Source organism: Pseudomonas atagonensis (genome assembly GCF_011369485.1).
GTDB lineage: Bacteria > Pseudomonadota > Gammaproteobacteria > Pseudomonadales > Pseudomonadaceae > Aquipseudomonas > Aquipseudomonas atagonensis.
Window position 1 is genome coordinate 68,875 of the sequence record NZ_VXCA01000027.1, and the last position, 17,296, is coordinate 86,170.

The following is a 17,296-nucleotide window of genomic DNA, read 5'->3' on the forward strand; positions in this document are numbered from 1 at the left end:
CTCGGCGAGTCACGCTTCACAAAAGCTGACCGGGCTACGCGCGGACTGTTTAATCACCGCAAAACCGTGGGAGGGGGCTTGCTCCCGAAGGCGGTCTGTCATTCACGATGTTGTGACTGACAGGGACTCTTCGGGAGCAAGCCCCCTCGCACATTTGCTTGCGTCAACTTTCAAGTGGCGAACAGATAGCCTTCGACGTCCATGCCGGCGTCACGCATTTGCGCCAGTTTGTAGCGCAAGGTACGCGGGCTGATGCCGAGCTTTTCGGCGGCCTCCTTGCGTCGGCCACGCTCGGTGCGCAGGGTGTCGATGATCATCTGAAACTCGCGCCGGCGCAGGTCATCGCCCAGTGCACCGGCGGATTCGGCCTCGACTTCGATCTCGCGCACCGGCGACTGCACCGGCGTAACGGCGGGCGTAGCGGCAAACGTCACCGCGCCCGTCAGGCAGAAATCCTGCGGTTGAATCAAACCGCCCTGCTGCAAGATCAGCGCGCGCTGAATCGCGTTATCCAGTTCACGCACATTGCCAGGCCACGGGTAACCGGTCAGACACGCCTGCGCCTCCGGCGACAGTTTCGCTGCGGCATGCTTCATTTTATTGACGTGTTTGGCCAGCAACCGCTCAGCCAGCGGCAAGATATCGGCAGTGCGCTCGCGAAGTGGACGCCAGGCCAGAGGGAAAACCGACAGACGGTAAAAAAGATCTTCACGGAAACGCCCCGCCGCCACCTCTGCCGCCAGATCGCGGTTAGTGGTGGCAACCACGCGGATATCCAGGGAGATCGGTTTGCGCGCACCGACGCGCTCGACTTCGCGTTCCTGCAGAACCCGCAGCAATTTGGCTTGCAGCCCCAAAGGCATTTCGGAAATTTCATCGAGCAGAATCGTGCCGCCGTCAGCCTGCTCGAACTTGCCTGCCTGCGCCGCGATGGCGCCGGTGAATGACCCCTTTTCGTGACCGAACAATGTCGCTTCGAGCATGTTGTCGGGAATCGCCGCGCAGTTGATCGCGATGAATGGCTGGCTGGCGCGACGGGATTGCTGGTGAATGTAGCGCGCCAGCACTTCCTTGCCGGTGCCGGACTCTCCGGAAATCAACACGGTGGAATCACTGCGCGCGACTCGCGCCGCCAGCTCCAGCAATTGCGCGCTGGCCGGCTCGACGGCCACCGGCCCCTCGCCTTCGCTCGTACCGACGCTGCCTAGCGCATGCCGCGCGACCAGATCAAGCAAGGCCTTGGGTTCGAACGGTTTGACCAGGTAATCCGCCGCCCCCTGGCGCATCGCATCGACCGCGCGCTCGACCGCACCGTGCGCGGTCATGAGCAATACCGGCAATTGCGGCTGTCGCCCACGCAGCAGCGCGAGCAATTGATGGCCGTCCATACCGGGCATGTTGACGTCGCTGACCACCAGACTGAACGCCTCGCGCGCCACCGCCGTCAGCGCTTCTTCAGCACTGCCGACTGCGTGATAGTCGTGCCCGGCCAACAGCAATGTGTCAGCCAGCGCCTCGCGCAACGAACGGTCATCCTCGACCAGCAAAACCTTGATGCCCATGACGTTTACTCAGCTCCCTGTACAGCGGAAAACAACGGCAGAATCACCTGCGCGCACGTGCCGCGCCCAACGCGCGAACGCAGCTGCAATTCTCCCTGATGCGCCCGCGCCACAGCCTTGACCACGGTCAGGCCGAGGCCGGTGCCGGTGACTTTGGTAGTGAAAAACGGCTCGCCGAGTCGCGCCAGCACGATCGGCTCAATCCCGCTGCCGCTGTCACTGACGCACAGGCGCAACGTGTTATCGCGGGTGTAGCAATGCACTTTCAGGCGCACGTTGCCTGAACTGGCCTGAATCGCGTTTTCGATCAAATTGAGAATGGCCCCGACCAGCGTGTCGCGATTGCACAGCAACTCGCCGGCGTGACTGTCGCACTGCCAGCGGATCGGCAGATCCTGCACATGGGTCAGCGCGGCAGCCTGAAGCGACTGCATCAAGGCATTGGGCGTGAGGCGATCGGTCAGCGGCAATTCACCGCGGGCAAACACCAGCATGTCGCGCACTTGATGCTCCAGTTCGTGCAGGCGCTCTTTCAACCGACCGGCAAAGCGCTGCTGCGTGGCGACCGGCAGTTCCTGCTCAGTCAAATGACTGGCGTAGAGCAGCGCAGCCGACAGTGGTGTACGAATCTGATGGGCCAGCGAAGCGACCATGCGCCCCAGAGAAGACAAGCGTTCGTGACGAGCCAGTTGATCCTGCAGATGACGGGTTTCTGTCAGGTCATTGAGCAGCACCAACTGCCCCGGCTCGGCGTCCAGCGAGCGGGTCGCAATCGACAGCCGTCGACCGTTTTTCAGCGAGATTTCGTGACCATCGTCTTCGCGCGGAGCGAAGCAGCGGGCAATGACGTGGCGCCACAGTTCACCTTCCAGCGGCAGGCCGAGCAGATCACTGGCGGCCGGATTGGCTTCACGGACAATGCCGTGGCCGTCGATCACAATGACGCCACCGGGCAGCAAATCAAGGAGGTTTTGCAGACGATTGGCCAGACGCTCTTTTTCCGCCAGTTCCTGCATGCGCTGGGCACTGACCACGGCCAGCTCACCCTTGAGCTCGGTGACCCGCGCTTCGAGCATGCTGTAGGAATCGGTCAACTGACTGGACATCTGATTGAACAGCGCGAACGCCTGCTCAAGACCCTGTCGGCTTGCCTGCTCTACGGAGGACGATTGCCCCTCGGGACTGGAGGCAGAGGAGATCTGGGCGGCTTGGGGCATTGTGCTCTCTCGCTTGGCTGACCGTCAGTTAAACGGAACGTTGCGAGGGATGTAGCAATACCCGTGCCTAAAAAAAACTGCTTATAAATGAAGCAGTTGAAAAACAGGCGTCAATCATCCGCCTGTTCGTCTCCATCACGTCGGCTCATGCCGTACTTGCGCATTTTCTCGACGAGCGTGGTGCGGCGGATGCGCAGACGTTCGGCGGCACGCGCCACGATTCCGTTGGCATCATCCAGCGCCTGCTGGATCAGTCCCTGCTCGAGACCACCGAGGTAGTCCTTCAGGTCCAGACCTTCCGGCGGCAACATAGCGTTGGCGGTGAAGTCCGGAGTATGGCCATTGATTGCCACGCGCTCTTCAAGATCGCTGCGCAGGCTATCGACCATTTGTTCGTCTTCATCATCGACGTAGCGGAATTTCTTCGGCAACTCGACGACGCCGATCACCCCGTATGGGTGCATGATCGCCATGCGCTCCACCAGGTTGGCCAGCTCACGGACATTGCCCGGCCAGCCGTGGCGGCACAGCGACATGATCGCCGCCGAGTTGAAGCGGATCGAACCGCGCTTCTCGTGCTCCATGCGCGAGATCAGTTCGTTCATCAACAACGGAATATCTTCAACGCGCTCACGCAGCGGCGCCATCTCGATCGGGAACACGTTCAGGCGATAGTAGAGGTCTTCGCGGAATGTGCCGATCTCGATCATGCTTTCGAGATTCTTGTGGGTCGCGGCGATGATGCGCACGTCGACGCTCTGGGTCTTGTTGCTACCCACGCGTTCAAAGGTGCGCTCCTGCAAGACGCGCAGCAGCTTGACCTGCATCGGCAGCGGCATGTCGCCGATTTCGTCGAGGAACAGCGTACCGCCGTTGGCCAGTTCAAAGCGGCCGGCACGGCTGGTGATTGCGCCGGTGAAGGCGCCCTTTTCGTGGCCGAACAATTCGCTTTCCAGCAGTTCTGCCGGAATCGCCCCGCAGTTGACCGGCACGAACGGCGCATCGCGGCGCTTGGAATGGTAATGCAGGTTACGCGCAACCACTTCCTTGCCGGTGCCGGACTCGCCAAGGATCAACACGCTGGCGTCGGTATCGGCCACTTGCTGCATCATCTGGCGCACGTGCTGAATCGCCCGGCTAGTGCCGACGAGACTACGGAAAAGATTGGGTTCACGATGACGGCCGCGCTCGCGGGCCTGGTCATACATTTCGCGATAGACCTGTGCGCGGTGCAGGGAGTCGAGCAGTTTACTGTAGCTGGGCGGCATTTCGAGGGTCGAAAGCACGCGGCGGCGCTGGTCTTCAGGCAGGTCGACGGAAGAATTATCGCCCATCAACAAAACCGGAAGGAACTCATCCCAGGTTGAGAGTGTCTTTAACAGGCCCAAAAGCGCACCAGGAGCATTAACCGTCCCGATCAGTACGCAAATGACCTCACGACTAGACGACAAAGAGCCGACGGCCTGCTGCCAGTCATGGCTACCGCAGGGTAAATTTTCTTCGCCGAGAAAATTTAAAATCACCGCCAGGTCGCGGCGGCGGACGCTATCGTCATCGATCAGCAGAATTTTGGTTTCACGCCACATGCAATAGCAACTTCCCTAGTCAACTCAATGCCCGAAAAATGGGGCAAGCGAGACGCTTGCAGGACACCATGTGCCTGTAGACGCCTGAAATCTCAAATCAGCCACTAGTTAAGTCAAAAAACCGTGCACAGTCAAATTTATGGCGCACATGTCTGGATTAACTGGGGGTTAATTAACCAAACAGATGGTAAACCTTTGCCGCGTTCTGCGCTTGGGTGATCTGCGACATCTCATCGACTATCGCCTGGCGCTCACCGGTCGCTGCATCCAGCAACTGTTTGTACACCCCGAGCAATTCCTCAAGGTTGTCGCGCAACGCGGCCTCGTCCACCGAAGCTTCACTCAAGACATCTTCCATGCAGGAACGGCAAGCCATATCCAGCTCGCTGATCGCTTCCCAGTTGCGCTCGGCCAGAGCACCGACCAGAGCCTCGCGGGTTTCTTCGATTCGCTGCAATACAAGACTCATGGTGATCTCCTTAAAACTGTGGAGCCGGTACCGGACTGATGGCATCCCAGCCATCCTTGACCGTGCGCAGCAGGTCAGCGACTTCGTCGAGGATCTTCGGATCGGTCTTGGCGTTGGCTTCGGTCAGACGCTTCATCATGTATTCGTAGAGATTGGCCAGCTCACCGACCTCGCCCGAACGATTGTCCAGATCCAGCCCCTCGAGCAGACCACCGATGATGCCGATGGCCTTACCAATCAGGATGCCCTTGTTCGGGATGTCCTTGCGCTCCATGGCGCCTTTGGCCTGGGCAATACGGTCGAGGCCGCCTTCCATCAGCATCTGTACCAGACGGTGCGGGCTGGCTTCGGAAGTCTGGGCCTGAGCGCCAATCTTCTGGTATTGGCGAAGGGCTAACATCGGATTCATGTTCTACCTCATCAAAATTCTGTGGTTCGCATATCGAGTGTATCGACGACGCGTCAAAAAACTTTAGATTGAAATACAAAAAGCCCGGAGCGTGGAAATACGCTGCCGGGCTTTTGGCGTTTCAGGCCTTAGCCTTTCTGCTGAGCGGTCAACGCCTCGAACATCGACGTGATGTTGCTGGCGGTGGCTTTCAGCTTGCCGACCAAGGTGTCCATGTCATTGTACTTTTTGGTCAGTACAGCGGTCAGGGTCTCGACACGACGATCCAGTGCAGCCTGATCGTTGGTCAGTTTGGTCTTGGTCTTGTTCAGGCTGGTGGTGCGTTGATCAAGGATACCGCCGGTGGTGGAGAACGGGTTGATCGCTTTCTGCATGCGCTTGAGCAGACCGTTGTCGGAGCCCAGGTCGCCGACGAACATCTTCTGCACTTCGCCGCCCAGCTTCTTGTCGTTCATGGCCGCGGTGAACTTGGTGGTGTCGAAATTGAGCGCACCGGTTTTCTGATCGGTGGTAATGCCCAACTGTGCCAGAACGGTCAGTTTGTCGCCCGACCCCGTCTGCGATAGCGGCTCGCGAATGGCCGACAGGATCGAACGCGGCAATGCATCGCCGGTCAGTGCTGCGGCAACGGTCGGCTTGCCATCGTCATCGAGGGACGGCTTGGTCAGCGCAGTGATGCCGTTGGCCAGTGCATTGTAGGCGTCGACGAACTTCTGAATGGAAGCCTTCAGACCGTCGTTGTTGCTGGCCACGGTGACGGTGGACGTACCGGTCGCCACCAGGTTCAACGTCAGGCCGGAAACAGCCTTGTCGACCGTGTTGCTCTTGCTGGTCAGGGCCATACCGTCAATGGTGAACTCGGCATCGATCGCCAGCGCACCGATGGAACCTGCGGAGGTCGCCGTCATCGGAGAGCCGCTGGTACCAATCACGGTGCCGCCGTTGATGGTCAATTCCGGAATGCCGCTGACGGAGATGTCGGAACCGGCACCCGTGGTGGTCGAACCGAGCACCAGACGCGAACCGAAGGAGTCAGTCACGATGTTGGCGCTGATGCCTGCACCCTTGAGCTTGTCATCGGCGTTGATCGAGTCACGCACCGATTGCAATGTGGCACCGGCCTTGATGTCGAGGTTGTAGGAGCCGGTGCCTTGCTTGATGGTCAGCGTGCCCGCTGAAATCGCGCTGGTGTTACCACCGGCGAACGCGGCGCTGGCGACCTTCGAGGAGGTGGCAAGCTTGCCTACATTCACCACGTAATTTCCGTTCACCGCCGTGTTGCTGGCAGTGGCGCCGAGGATCTTGGGATCGGAGGAGGTCGCTGCAAAACCCGGAAACTGCGGATTGGAGATGCTGCCCAAGTCGGTCAAGGTCTGAGTAAACGCCGACATCAACGACTTCAAGGTACCGATACCGGAAATGCTTGCGGTGTTGGTCGCAGTCCCACGGTCGATCTGACCTTGCTTGGCCGCTTTGTCAGCGTTTACCAGGGCTTTGACGATAGCACCGGTATCAAGGCCGGAGCCTAAACCCGTGCCCGGTAGAATTGGACTTGCCATGCGGAACTCCCTTCAGTGTGTCGCCGGTCTTTTGACCACTACAACGCCCAAAAGAACATAGCAACAAAATTCGTGCCAGCTGTCAGACTTTTGCGCTGAACAACAGGCTGCTTGCATCATTCAAACTGTTTGCCAGTTTCAGCACTTCTTCGTTGGGGATCTGACGGATCACCTCACCGGATTCGCTGGCAATCACTTTGACCACTACTTTGCCTGAAGGCTCATCAATCGAGAACTCCAGGTTGCGCTTGACCGACTGCACAAACTTTTCGATTTCCTGGACGGCCATCTTCAGTTTTTCCTGCTCGGTCTGATCGCTTTTGCTTTCTTCCTTGACGGCAGCCACCGGGGCAACCACCGGGCGAGGCTTCTCCGCAGGCTTGTCGGCAACAGTCGTCGCCTGCTTCGCCGCAGGATAAGACAAGTTCAGCTTGGCGCTCATATCCATGTCCATCACCTCTTAAAAAAGTAAAAAGCGAGAGAGCGCGACAAGCGCACTCCCCCGCCAAAACTCATCAGCTATTACTGAAGCAGTTTCAGTACAGCGGATGGCAGTTGGTTGGCCTGGGCCAGAACTGCGGTGGAAGCTTGTTGCAGAGTTTGTTGCTTGGTCAGCTGTGCAGTTTCAGCAGCGAAGTCGGTATCTTGTACGCGACCCAGTGCAGCACTGGCGTTTTCGTTGATGTTCTGCAGGTTGGAGATAGTGCTGGTCAGACGGTTCTGAGCAGCACCGAGGTCCGCACGGCTGGTGTTGATGGTTTTCAGAGCTTTGTCGATCGCGTCGATTGCAGCTTTGGTGCTGGCTTCAGCAGTGGTGCTGTCAGTACCGGTAACAGCGATGGTGGCCGAACCTACGCTCAGAGTAGCAGCGTCGAAGCCGCTGTTCAGAGTGATGGTGATCTGGTTGGTAGCACCGGTGTTGGAACCGACCTGGAAGGTCATGGTGCCAGCAGTACCGTCGATCAGGTTTTTGCCGTTCAGGTTGGTCGACTTGGCGATACGAGTCAGCTCGTCCGACATGGTCGCGAATTCTTTGTTCAGAGCAGCACGGTCGTCGGTGCCGTTCGAGTCGTTTCGAGCTTGAACAGCCAGTTCACGCATACGCTGCAGAATGTTGGTCGATTCTTGCATCGCGCCTTCAGCGGTCTGAGCGATCGAGATACCGTCGTTGGCGTTTTTGATCGCCATGGTCTGACCACGGATCTGCGAAGTCATACGGGTAGCGATTTGCAGGCCGGCGGCGTCGTCTTTAGCGCTGTTGATTTTCAGGCCGGAGGACAGACGGGTCATCGAAGTCGACAGAGCGTCGGAAGCACGGTTCAGGTTTTTCTGAACGTTCAACGATGTGACGTTAGTGTTTACTGTTAAAGCCATGACGAATTCCTCGTTGGTTGGGTACTGCGGCTTCCGGCCCTGGCAACCGCCGGGTATGGCCTAGAGAACCTTCGTAATAGTTATCGTCGGGATTGGAACTTGCTTTAGGGGATTTTCGAAAAAATTTGCCATCAGACGGCCACCCCTCGTAAATCAAGGACTTGGCGGCTACAGACGAACGAAAAAATGGCGTCAGGAATACGCCGGAAGCTCACGAGCGGGAGCCAGAACCGGCGCTGGAAGAGAAATTGTTTAAACGGACAGGGTGTCGCTGATCAACTGAGTCAATTCGTATTCGAGGTAGTCGGCCAGCGCCAGCCAGTTTTGCGCCTCCTGACACTCGAGCAGCAAAGCGAGGATTTGCAGCCATTGCCCCTGACGATTCATGTCAGCGCGATCAAACGACGGCTGCAGTGCGGCGGCCAGATCGATCATCGCCAACCCCGCCTCGACATCCCGCCCCAGCCGAAACAATGTCGCACACTGCTGTGCCTGACTGATAAACCCCTCACTCATACCGCCAACTCCGGATGAAACGCAGTTCCGGCAATCATTGCCCCGGCCCGACTGCTGTTATAGAAGCGCACCTGCGGATGCCCGGCGATGAAGCGCTCCAGTTCACACAGATAGCTGCGAAAGTTGAGCTGGGTCTTGATCCGCTGGCCGTGACCATCGAGCACCCAGTGCTTCGCCGCTACCAGTTGCGGCCCCAGCTCGCCGTCTCCCCACCCGGCATGGGTCTTGTCGCCCGGGAAGGCAAAGTCAGCGCCGAACAGAGTGATGTCCCCGGCGCCCATTTTCACCGCCAGATCCACTGCCGGGTGGATGACACTGCCGCCACCGTGCAGCTCGCCCTTGGCCAATTGCTGACGCATCGCCTGGTAAATCGGGCTTGGCGAATACGCCACATAGCGCGGGCCTTGCCACGCACCAAGCACCGCCGGGTCGACCATGGGCATATACACCAGACGAATGGCGGCCGTATCGGCGGGCGGCAGGTGGCGCTCGGAAATACGCTGATCGATGGTGACCACAATATCGGGTCGAATCCCCTGCGCCAGCAATGGCCGGTACGCGGTGTCGACGCAAATGAACAGGGGTCGCTGTGGTTGCTCGCGAATCGCCCGCAGCGCCTGAAAATGGCTTTCGAGACTGGGTCCCGTCGCGATGACAAACACCGGCATGCCCGCGCACGAGCCGAACAGCTCGGCCACGTCTGCATCGCCGCGAACCAGAGCCTGGCTGGCCTGCAAGCGCTCGACAATCTCCGGCGAACGCGGATCGAACTCGCGATTATTGAACGTGAGGTGAGTTTCGCTGATCAGGCGGTCACGGATTTTCGCATTGTAATCGTCGGCCAGCACCAGTTCCGACGGCAAGGCAAAGAATGGCAGGCAGATTTCCCCGCGATCACCGGCGTAGTGCAGTTGAATACGCGAGTCCGATAGCCACGGTGTCTGATCAAGCAATTGCAACACCAGCGAGAATACTGCGCCGTTGAGAATGTGCACGTGCAGTTGCGCAAGTGCCGGACGTTGCAGCAATTCCAGTTGCAGATCGCCCAGACCGGTGCCGTAGACATGCAGCACTTCGTTGTCCGTCGGCAGGCTGGCGGCCTGTAACTGCGCTTCTCGCGTGCGGTCATGGCGACTGGTCAGTTGAATGCCGTAGATGCTCAGGGTCGAGCCGAGCCCTTCGACCAGATCGGCCTGCAACGGGCGCGAGTCTTCAGTCAGCAGACGTGCCGCCACCGCCGGCCAGCGCGTTTCGATGATCTGGGCATTGGCTTGAAAAAACTCGCTCATGGCGCCTCGCGTTGCATCCGGGCAAAAAAATAGCGCTCAAGGTTACACCTTGAGCGCTTTTTTGTGCCCGCGTTTTATGGACTACGGGACAAGTCAGGGACGGTAAATGATCGCCGAACCCCACGACAGACCGACACCAAAACCGCTGAGCGCCACACGTTGCCACTGCGAATCGAGCGCGTGTTTTTCCAGCAGCAGCGGAATGCTCGACGACACTGTGTTACCGGTTTCGACCATGTCCTTGATGAACTTCTCCGGCTCGCCTTCGAAACGCCGGGCCACGGCATCGACAATCGCCGCACTGCCCTGGTGAATGCAGAAGGCATCGATGTCATCGGCCTTGAGGCCAGAGTCGTCGAGCAGTTCGTGCAGATGCGCCGGGACTTTCAACAGTGCAAAGTTGAACACCTGACGCCCGTTCATGAAGAACACACCGTCGGTTACTTTCAGATGCGGTGCGCCGGAACCGTCGGTGCCGAACTTGGCCTTGCCCAGCGCCCAGACCGGGTCTTCGCCCATCCAGGTGGCAGTGGCGGCATCGCCAAACAGCATGGTGGTGTTGCGGTCTTCCGGGTCGACGATCTTCGAATAAGGATCAGCGGTGATCAGCAGGCCGTTCTTCAGGCCGGCGGCTTCCATGAAGCCTTTGATTGCGTAGATGCCGTAAACGTAGCCCGAGCAGCCGAGCGAGATGTCGAACGCGGCAACATTGGTTGGCAAACCGAGTTTGTCCTGAACGATGGCGGCAGTGTGCGGCAAGCCTTCTTCATCACCGTTCTGGGTGACGACGATCAGCGCATCGATGGATTCACGCTTGAGTTGCGGATTGCTGGCGAACAGCGCATTGGCCGCTTCCACACACAGATCGGAAGTTTCTTGATCAGCGTCTTTGCGCGGCAGAAACGCCGAGCCGATTTTGCCAAGGATGAATTCTTCATCCTTTTCGAATTTTGCACCTTGTGCGTAATTGTCCACGCCGGCTACAGGAACGTAGCTCGCAATGCTTTTTATGCCAATCATTACGGCTTCCCAATAAAAAACAGCCCAAGACCACCGCTCGCAAGGATTCGAGGGGCGCCGACAAACAGAAAACGGCCGCCACAACGGGCAGCCACGGGGAGCGCAAAGGGCTATCACTGGAACCGATAACGGGCCAGGCGCCATCTCCCCGACAAATACAATACAGTGAAGATGCGCGTTATGACTCGCAGGTCACGCTATTTTGCCGAATCGGTTGCAGATCGGGTTATTCGACCAACGACCAATCCAGCGGCGTGCCGCGCTTGATCGGGCCGCGAGCGCGGCGACCGAGGATGGCATCGGTGTGCTTGGGCGGCAGACCGAGGCCCGGACGAATGGCGCGCAGATTGTCCCCGGTAAAGGGGTCGCCGGCGGCCATGTCGGCGGTGACGTACAGCGAACGGCGGTAAACCAGAGACTTCTGCTCGGCCTCGGTGGCGCCGTATTGCACCTGACCCAGCGCCTGCCAGGCGCGTTCGGTTTCGACGACCAGACTGGCCATTTCCGCAGGTTCCAGCGAGAAACTGGCATCGACGCCACCCGCCGAACGGTCGAGGGTGAAGTGTTTTTCCACCACCGTTGCGCCGAGAGCCACTGCCGCCACCGACACCCCGACGCCCATCGAGTGATCGGACAAACCGACCTCACAACCGAACAATTCACGCAAATGGGGAATCGTCCGTACGTTGCTGTTCAGCGGCGTCGCCGGGTAAGTGCTGGTGCACTTGAGCAGCACCAGATCCTTGCAGCCGGCCTCACGGGCAGCGCGAACGGTTTCATCCAGCTCGGCAATGCTGGCCATGCCGGTGGAAATGATCAGCGGCTTGCCGGTGGCGGCGACGCGGCGGATCAACGGCAAATCGGTGTTCTCGAAACTGGCGATCTTGTAGGCCGGCACGTCGAGGCTTTCGAGAAAGTCCACCGCCGAGTCATCGAACGGCGTCGAAAACGCGAGCATGCCCAGTTCTTTGGCCCGGGCAAAAATCGGCGCATGCCATTCCCACGGCGTGTGGGCCTTTTCATAGAGTTCGTACAGCGATGTACCTGCCCACAGGCTGCCCGGATCCTTGATGAAGAACTCGCCTTCAGCAATGTCCAGCGTCATGGTTTCGGCGGTGTAAGTTTGCAGCTTCAAGGCGTGCGCGCCGGATCTGGCCGCCGCCTCGACAATCTGCAGGGCCACATCCAGCGACTGGTTATGGTTGCCGCTCATCTCGGCAATGATGAATGGCGGTGCGTCGGCACCGATCAGACGATTGCCAATCCTGAAACTGCTCATTTGCGCTGATCCTTCAAAACACGGGTGAACGCGCAGGCACTTTGAGTGAACCCGGCGTCGCGAAAAACATTCAATGAAGCCTGATTGGCCGGCAGTACTTGAGCGGTGATGGCGTGCATGTGCGGCCAGTGCGCAGTGGCGAACGTTTCGCCGCGTGCCAGCAGCGCCCTGCCCCAACCCAGACCAAATCGCCCTTGCAGCAAATACAGCGACACCTCGGCGTCAAAACCGCGCAAGTCGTAGCGCAGAACGCCGACCGGGCCGTCATCGGCTTCAGCGATCAACAGCAGCCGCTGAGGATTGCGCAGGCTCGCGTTCAGCCAGTCCAGATGCTGCGCCCAGTCGATAATCCCGGCGTCCAGCGACCAACGCCGGACCGCTTCGGCATTACGCCCGTCGAACAACAACTGCGCGTCCTCCAGCGTGGCCGGCCGCACCTTGAGCACGGCCCCCGCCAACGCCGCCGCGACACGCTGGGCACCTCGCCCGTCGACCAACTGTCGCGAACGCTCGGCGAGACTGCGGCGCAGATAAACATTGTCGACAACCAGGCCGATGGCCTGCCGCAGTTGCTCGACCGTAACGTGCGCGCGCGCGCCCATGAATACATGCGCACCGGCCGCGGCCATCACCTCGCCGTTGGCTTGCTGGTTATTCGACACGGCGATGCAGATCGTCGGCAAGCCCATGGCCGCGCGCTCCCAACTGGTGCCGCCACCGGCGCCGATAAACAGGTCAGCCTCGGTCATGCGTTGATGGAAATCGCTGACAAAACTGTGCAGCCGCCAATGCGGCCGGTTCTCGGCAAGAGCCTGCATCTGTGCCCACGCCGGATTGTCGGCGCCAGCGACAAAATCCACTTCCAGCTCAGCAAAATCAGCCAGTGCGAGCATGGCGTGATGAGTCTGGCAAGCGGCATCGAAGCCGCCGAAATTCACCAGAACACGACTGGCCTTCTGCTTGATCTCGATGGCCGGGCAGATGAACTCTTCGCGCAACATCGCATAGCGCGGGCCCAGCAATGTACGGCAGCCAGCCGGCAACAACGGCGCGTAGTTTTCACTGAGGCCGGAGAGATTCTGATTGAGCAACAGGTCGACGTCGTAACGGCGCGTCGCCAGATCATCGACGGCGGCAATCCGTGGCGCCCACTGACGGGCAGCGGTTTGCCAGTGATGATCGAGGCCGTAGTGGTCGGCGATGATCCAGTCGAATCCGGGATGATCACTCAGCAAAGCGGCCAGCGCGTCAATATCCGCTTGCCACGGCAGCATCGACTCGATGGCTTGCCGAGGATCCTCATCGGGGTAGCGCTCCGGCAGCACGAAGGTCTCGAAACCTTCGGTCCGCAATTCGTCAAGCCGATGCCCCGGCAACCGCCGGCAAGCGAACGCGACCTCACTGCCCTGCGCACGCAGCACCCGCGCCAATGTCAGGCAACGGGCGATGTGGCCGCTGCCAATGGTCGGCGAGGCGTCGGCGCGGATCAGCACCTTCATTGCAACTCCCCACCAGCCTTGAGCGCGGCGTACAAGTATTCGGCGCGCTTCCAGTCTTCGACGGTGTCAATGTCCTGCACCAGATGCCGGGGCAGGATCACCGGGAGACTGGACGGCGAATACAACACTTCACCGTTGAGCCATGCGTCGCGGCGGCCCCAATAGAACTGACCGGCATCCTGAAAAGCCTCGGGCAGATCCTGCGAACGAGTGTTGCGAAACTCCGGATACAAGGCACTCAACGCGCCCTCGCCGTTCACCGTCAGCGCGCGCTGTACGGGAAAGCCAAAGCTGCACACCGAAAAGGCAAAAGACTTTTCGGGATGCTGCGCGAGTAACTCAAAACCCTCACACAGAAACCGCGCCTGCAACAGCGGCGCCGTGGCATAGAGACAACAGGCGTAATCGAACGCCGGCAACTGCTCCAGCGCATGCACAATCACCGCGGCGGTGCCGGTGAAATCATCCGCCAGAGTTGCCGGGCGCATGAATGGCACGGTGGCGCCATGCGCCCGCGCAACGTCGGCAATTTCTTCGTCATCGGTGCTCACCACCACTTGCTCGAACAAGCCGCAATCCAGCGCCGTACGAATCGAACGGGCAATCATCGGCACGCCGTCGAACAGCGCCAGATTCTTGCGCGGAATGCGTTTGCTGCCTCCGCGAGCCGGGATGATGACGACATTGCTCAAGGGCGTTTTTCCAGAAGGAACCAGGTGACATCGTCGGCCGGGAACTGGGGATCGCGGTGATACACGAAGCCGTAATCCAGCAACTGCAGATCCGCAAAGCGATCAAGCATTTCGCCAGCGAAATCGCGCTTGAACAACTTGCCACTGTTGCCGCGATAAGTGACTTCCACCGGCGCCGGGTTGTAATACTCGGCGATCAGGATGTAACGCTGGCTCAACGCGTACAACTGCGCGTACGCCAGCGGCAAAAGCTCCGGCGCCAGATGAATCAGCACGCCTTTGCTCAGGGTCAGATCGTAGGTGCGATCGCGGGGAAAATCGAACAGTGAACCGTGCCAGACCTGCGCAATGTCCAGCGCTCGGGCCTGCGCACACGCGTTGGCGTTGATCTCGACACCGAACAATTCACAGCCTGGCATCAACTGATGCAGCGCCTGCAAGTTGTTGCCGGCATTGGTGCCGAGTTCTACCAGACTGCCGATACGCCCGGCGCGTCCCAACGCCCGGGCAAACAACGCCAGGTTGGCCGACACCAGCGATTGCCCGACATTGCGCGCAACGTACTGATTGCCAAACTCACCCTGCCAGAATTGTTCCTGCTCACTCAAATTACGCATAACCGTTTTCCATTCAACATCCCGCAGATGCTCACTCAATCAACCGTCGCAATTGCTCGACCACATAATCCTGCTGCTCCTCGCTAAGCAACGGAAACAGCGGCAGGCTGATAGCTTCGGCGTAATAGTGCTCGGCCTCGGGAAAGTCACCCTCGGCAAAACCCAGGTCACGATAGTACGGCTGCAAGTGCACGGGAATATAGTGCAGATTCACTCCGACCCCGGCCGCGCGCAAGCCTTCGAACACCTGACGGTGGCGGAGCGTGATGCGCCCGGCTTGCAGGCGAATCACATACAGATGCCACGCCGATTCGGCTTCGGTCTGCGCGCTCGGCAGCGTCACCGGCAGGTACGCCAGCAAGCGGTCGTAACGCGCCGCCAGCTCGCGTCGACGAGCGACAAAATCATCCAGTTTGCCAAGCTGCGACAGGCCCAGTGCGGCTTGCAGATCGGTGATCCGGTAATTGAAGCCCAGTTCCACTTGCTGGTAATACCAAGGCCCGTGGCTGGGCTCGGTCATCTGTTGCGGATCGCGGGTCATGCCGTGGCTGCGCAGCCGTTGCAGGCGCTCGGCCAGTTCCCGGCGATTGGTCAAGACCATGCCGCCCTCGGCACTGGTGATGATTTTCACCGGGTGAAAACTGAACACGGTCATCGCCGCGAAATCGCCACAACCCACCGGGCGTCCCGCGTAAGACGCACCCACCGCGTGGGAGGCGTCTTCGATCACGGTAAAATTGTAGCGCTCGGCCAGTTCAGCGATCCGGCGCATGTCACAGCTCTGCCCGGAGAACGCCACCGCCACCAAGACTTTCGGCAGCGTGCCGTCGCGCTCGGCCCGTTCAAGCTTCGCATGCAGCGCAAACGCATCAAGGTTCCAGGTCAGCGGATCGATATCGACAAAGTCGACGTCGGCGCCGCAATAGCGCCCGCAGTTGGCCGAAGCCAGAAAGGTATTCGGCGTCGTCCACAAACGGTCGCCTGCTCCCAAACCCGCCGCCAGACAGGCAATGTGCAGCGCCGCCGTGGCGTTGCACACCGCTACCGCGAAATCCGCCTGACAGCGCTCGGCCATCGCTTGCTCAAAGCGCTCGATGGTCGGACCCTGGGTCAGCCAGTCAGACTGCAACACCTCGACCACCGCATCGATGTCGGCCTGATCGAGGCTCTGGCGACCGTAGGGAATCATGCCGAGAGCTTCGCGTGCAGGTCGGCGATCTGTCCCACCGAGAGGAAGTGCGGATTGGTGTCGGAGCGATACTCGAAGTCCTCGCCCACCGGCCGGCCGCGCTCACCGAGCTTGTCGAGCGCGAAATCGACATCGACGCTGGTGAAGCGGATCGACGGCTGAATGGTGTAGTGATCGGCGAATTCCAGGGTCATCCGTGCATCGTCCAGCGGCACCATCAGTTCGTGCAGCTTCTCGCCAGGGCGGATGCCGACGTTCTTGTGCGGCAAGTGCTCGGCCATACCACGAGCCAGATCGACCACACGAATCGACGGGATCTTCGGTACGAACACTTCACCGCCGTGCATCCGCGCGAAGCTGTCGAGAACAAACTGCACGCCGTGATCGAGGGTGATCCAGAAACGCGTCATGCGCTCGTCGGTGATCGGCAATTCGCTAGCGCCGTCGGCGATCAGTTTGCTGAAGAACGGCACCACCGAGCCCCGCGAACCGGCAACGTTGCCGTAGCGCACTACGGCAAACCGGGTCTGCTGCTCGCCAGCAATATTGTTGGCGGCGACGAACAATTTGTCCGACAGCAACTTGGTCGCGCCGTACAGGTTGATCGGGCTGGCCGCCTTGTCGGTGGATAGCGCGACGACTTTCTTCACGCCGTTGTCGATGGCCGCTGCAATGATGTTTTCGGCGCCGTTGACGTTGGTGCGAATGCATTCGGTCGGGTTGTATTCCGCTGCCGGCACTTGCTTGAGAGCGGCCGCGTGCACCACGTAATCAATGCCACGCATGGCTTGGCGCAGACGATCGGCATCGCGCACATCGCCGAGGAAGTAACGCATGCACGGCGCGTTGAACGTCTGCTGCATTTCGTACTGCTTGAGCTCATCGCGGGAGAACACCACCACGCGCTTGGGCTGGTATTGCTCAAGCAGGCGGCGGATGAAATTGCGCCCGAACGAACCGGTGCCGCCAGAGATGAAAATCGATTTACCGTTGAACATGTCTTGAGTCCTGTTTCCCGT

Annotated in this window: 17 protein-coding genes; all 17 read right to left on the reverse strand. The window is 59.6% G+C overall.

All coding sequences use genetic code 11. The features are described from left to right. Nucleotides 1-170: 170 nt before the first annotated feature. The 17 genes from fleR to pseB all read right to left on the reverse strand — a co-directional run bounded on the left by fleR (nt 171) and on the right by pseB (nt 17,275). The gene (gene fleR, locus F2P67_RS19115; protein ID WP_166222440.1) at nt 171-1,562 is read right to left on the reverse strand and encodes a sigma-54-dependent response regulator transcription factor FleR; all 1,392 of its coding nucleotides are present in this window, start codon (nt 1,560-1,562) and stop codon (nt 171-173) included. 5 nt (nt 1,563-1,567) lie between these two features. After that, nucleotides 1,568-2,779 carry a sensor histidine kinase gene (locus F2P67_RS19120; RefSeq protein ID WP_218583344.1) on the reverse strand — a complete coding sequence of 404 codons (1,212 nt, stop codon included), beginning with the start codon at nt 2,777-2,779 and terminating at the stop codon, nt 1,568-1,570. 110 nt (nt 2,780-2,889) lie between these two features. Continuing rightward, on the reverse strand, nt 2,890-4,365 hold the full coding sequence (locus tag F2P67_RS19125; RefSeq protein WP_016984300.1) for a sigma-54 dependent transcriptional regulator: 1,476 nt from the start codon (nt 4,363-4,365) through the stop codon (nt 2,890-2,892). A gap of 172 nt (nt 4,366-4,537) precedes the next feature. Then, a complete protein-coding gene (fliT, locus tag F2P67_RS19130; RefSeq protein WP_166222441.1) occupies nt 4,538-4,834 on the reverse strand; it encodes a flagellar protein FliT in 297 nt (98 codons plus the stop codon). A gap of 10 nt (nt 4,835-4,844) precedes the next feature. Next, complete coding sequence (gene fliS / locus F2P67_RS19135; protein WP_166222442.1) at nt 4,845-5,243, reverse strand: flagellar export chaperone FliS; 399 nt, start codon at nt 5,241-5,243, stop codon at nt 4,845-4,847. Nucleotides 5,244-5,371: 128 nt separating this feature from the next. After that, the gene (fliD, locus tag F2P67_RS19140; RefSeq protein WP_166222443.1) at nt 5,372-6,802 is read right to left on the reverse strand and encodes a flagellar filament capping protein FliD; all 1,431 of its coding nucleotides are present in this window, start codon (nt 6,800-6,802) and stop codon (nt 5,372-5,374) included. Nucleotides 6,803-6,884: 82 nt separating this feature from the next. Beyond that, nucleotides 6,885-7,250: a flagellar protein FlaG gene (locus F2P67_RS19145; protein ID WP_166222444.1), complete on the reverse strand. Its 366-nt coding sequence runs from the start codon at nt 7,248-7,250 to the stop codon at nt 6,885-6,887. Nucleotides 7,251-7,324: 74 nt separating this feature from the next. Beyond that, nucleotides 7,325-8,176, reverse strand: a complete 852-nt coding sequence (locus F2P67_RS19150) for a flagellin domain-containing protein (protein ID WP_123465735.1) — start codon at nt 8,174-8,176, stop codon at nt 7,325-7,327. A 252-nt stretch (nt 8,177-8,428) separates the two neighbouring features. Further along, nucleotides 8,429-8,692 (reverse strand): hypothetical protein, encoded by a 264-nt coding sequence (locus F2P67_RS19155; protein ID WP_166222445.1) that lies wholly within the window; start codon nt 8,690-8,692, stop codon nt 8,429-8,431. Continuing rightward, entirely contained in the window at nt 8,689-9,981 is a 1,293-nt protein-coding gene (locus F2P67_RS19160; protein ID WP_166222446.1) for a motility associated factor glycosyltransferase family protein, read from the reverse strand. The genes F2P67_RS19155 and F2P67_RS19160 overlap by 4 nt, the downstream gene beginning before the upstream one ends. Nucleotides 9,982-10,074: 93 nt before the next feature. Further along, nucleotides 10,075-11,001 carry a ketoacyl-ACP synthase III gene (locus tag F2P67_RS19165; RefSeq protein WP_166222447.1) on the reverse strand — a complete coding sequence of 309 codons (927 nt, stop codon included), beginning with the start codon at nt 10,999-11,001 and terminating at the stop codon, nt 10,075-10,077. 226 nt (nt 11,002-11,227) lie between these two features. Then, complete coding sequence (gene pseI / locus F2P67_RS19170; protein ID WP_166222448.1) at nt 11,228-12,280, reverse strand: pseudaminic acid synthase; 1,053 nt, start codon at nt 12,278-12,280, stop codon at nt 11,228-11,230. Then, entirely contained in the window at nt 12,277-13,779 is a 1,503-nt protein-coding gene (gene pseG, locus F2P67_RS19175) for a UDP-2,4-diacetamido-2,4,6-trideoxy-beta-L-altropyranose hydrolase (RefSeq protein ID WP_166222450.1), read from the reverse strand. The genes pseI and pseG overlap by 4 nt, the downstream gene beginning before the upstream one ends. After that, nucleotides 13,776-14,471, reverse strand: a complete 696-nt coding sequence (gene pseF / locus F2P67_RS19180; protein ID WP_166222452.1) for a pseudaminic acid cytidylyltransferase — start codon at nt 14,469-14,471, stop codon at nt 13,776-13,778. The genes pseG and pseF overlap by 4 nt, the downstream gene beginning before the upstream one ends. Continuing rightward, the gene (locus F2P67_RS19185; protein ID WP_166222454.1) at nt 14,468-15,088 is read right to left on the reverse strand and encodes a pseudaminic acid biosynthesis-associated methylase; all 621 of its coding nucleotides are present in this window, start codon (nt 15,086-15,088) and stop codon (nt 14,468-14,470) included. Before F2P67_RS19185 ends, pseF begins: the two co-directional genes overlap by 4 nt. A gap of 31 nt (nt 15,089-15,119) precedes the next feature. Continuing rightward, nucleotides 15,120-16,277: a UDP-4-amino-4,6-dideoxy-N-acetyl-beta-L-altrosamine transaminase gene (pseC, locus tag F2P67_RS19190; RefSeq protein ID WP_166222456.1), complete on the reverse strand. Its 1,158-nt coding sequence runs from the start codon at nt 16,275-16,277 to the stop codon at nt 15,120-15,122. Then, complete coding sequence (pseB, locus tag F2P67_RS19195) at nt 16,274-17,275, reverse strand: UDP-N-acetylglucosamine 4,6-dehydratase (inverting) (protein ID WP_166222458.1); 1,002 nt, start codon at nt 17,273-17,275, stop codon at nt 16,274-16,276. The genes pseC and pseB overlap by 4 nt, the downstream gene beginning before the upstream one ends. Nucleotides 17,276-17,296 lie beyond the last annotated feature (21 nt).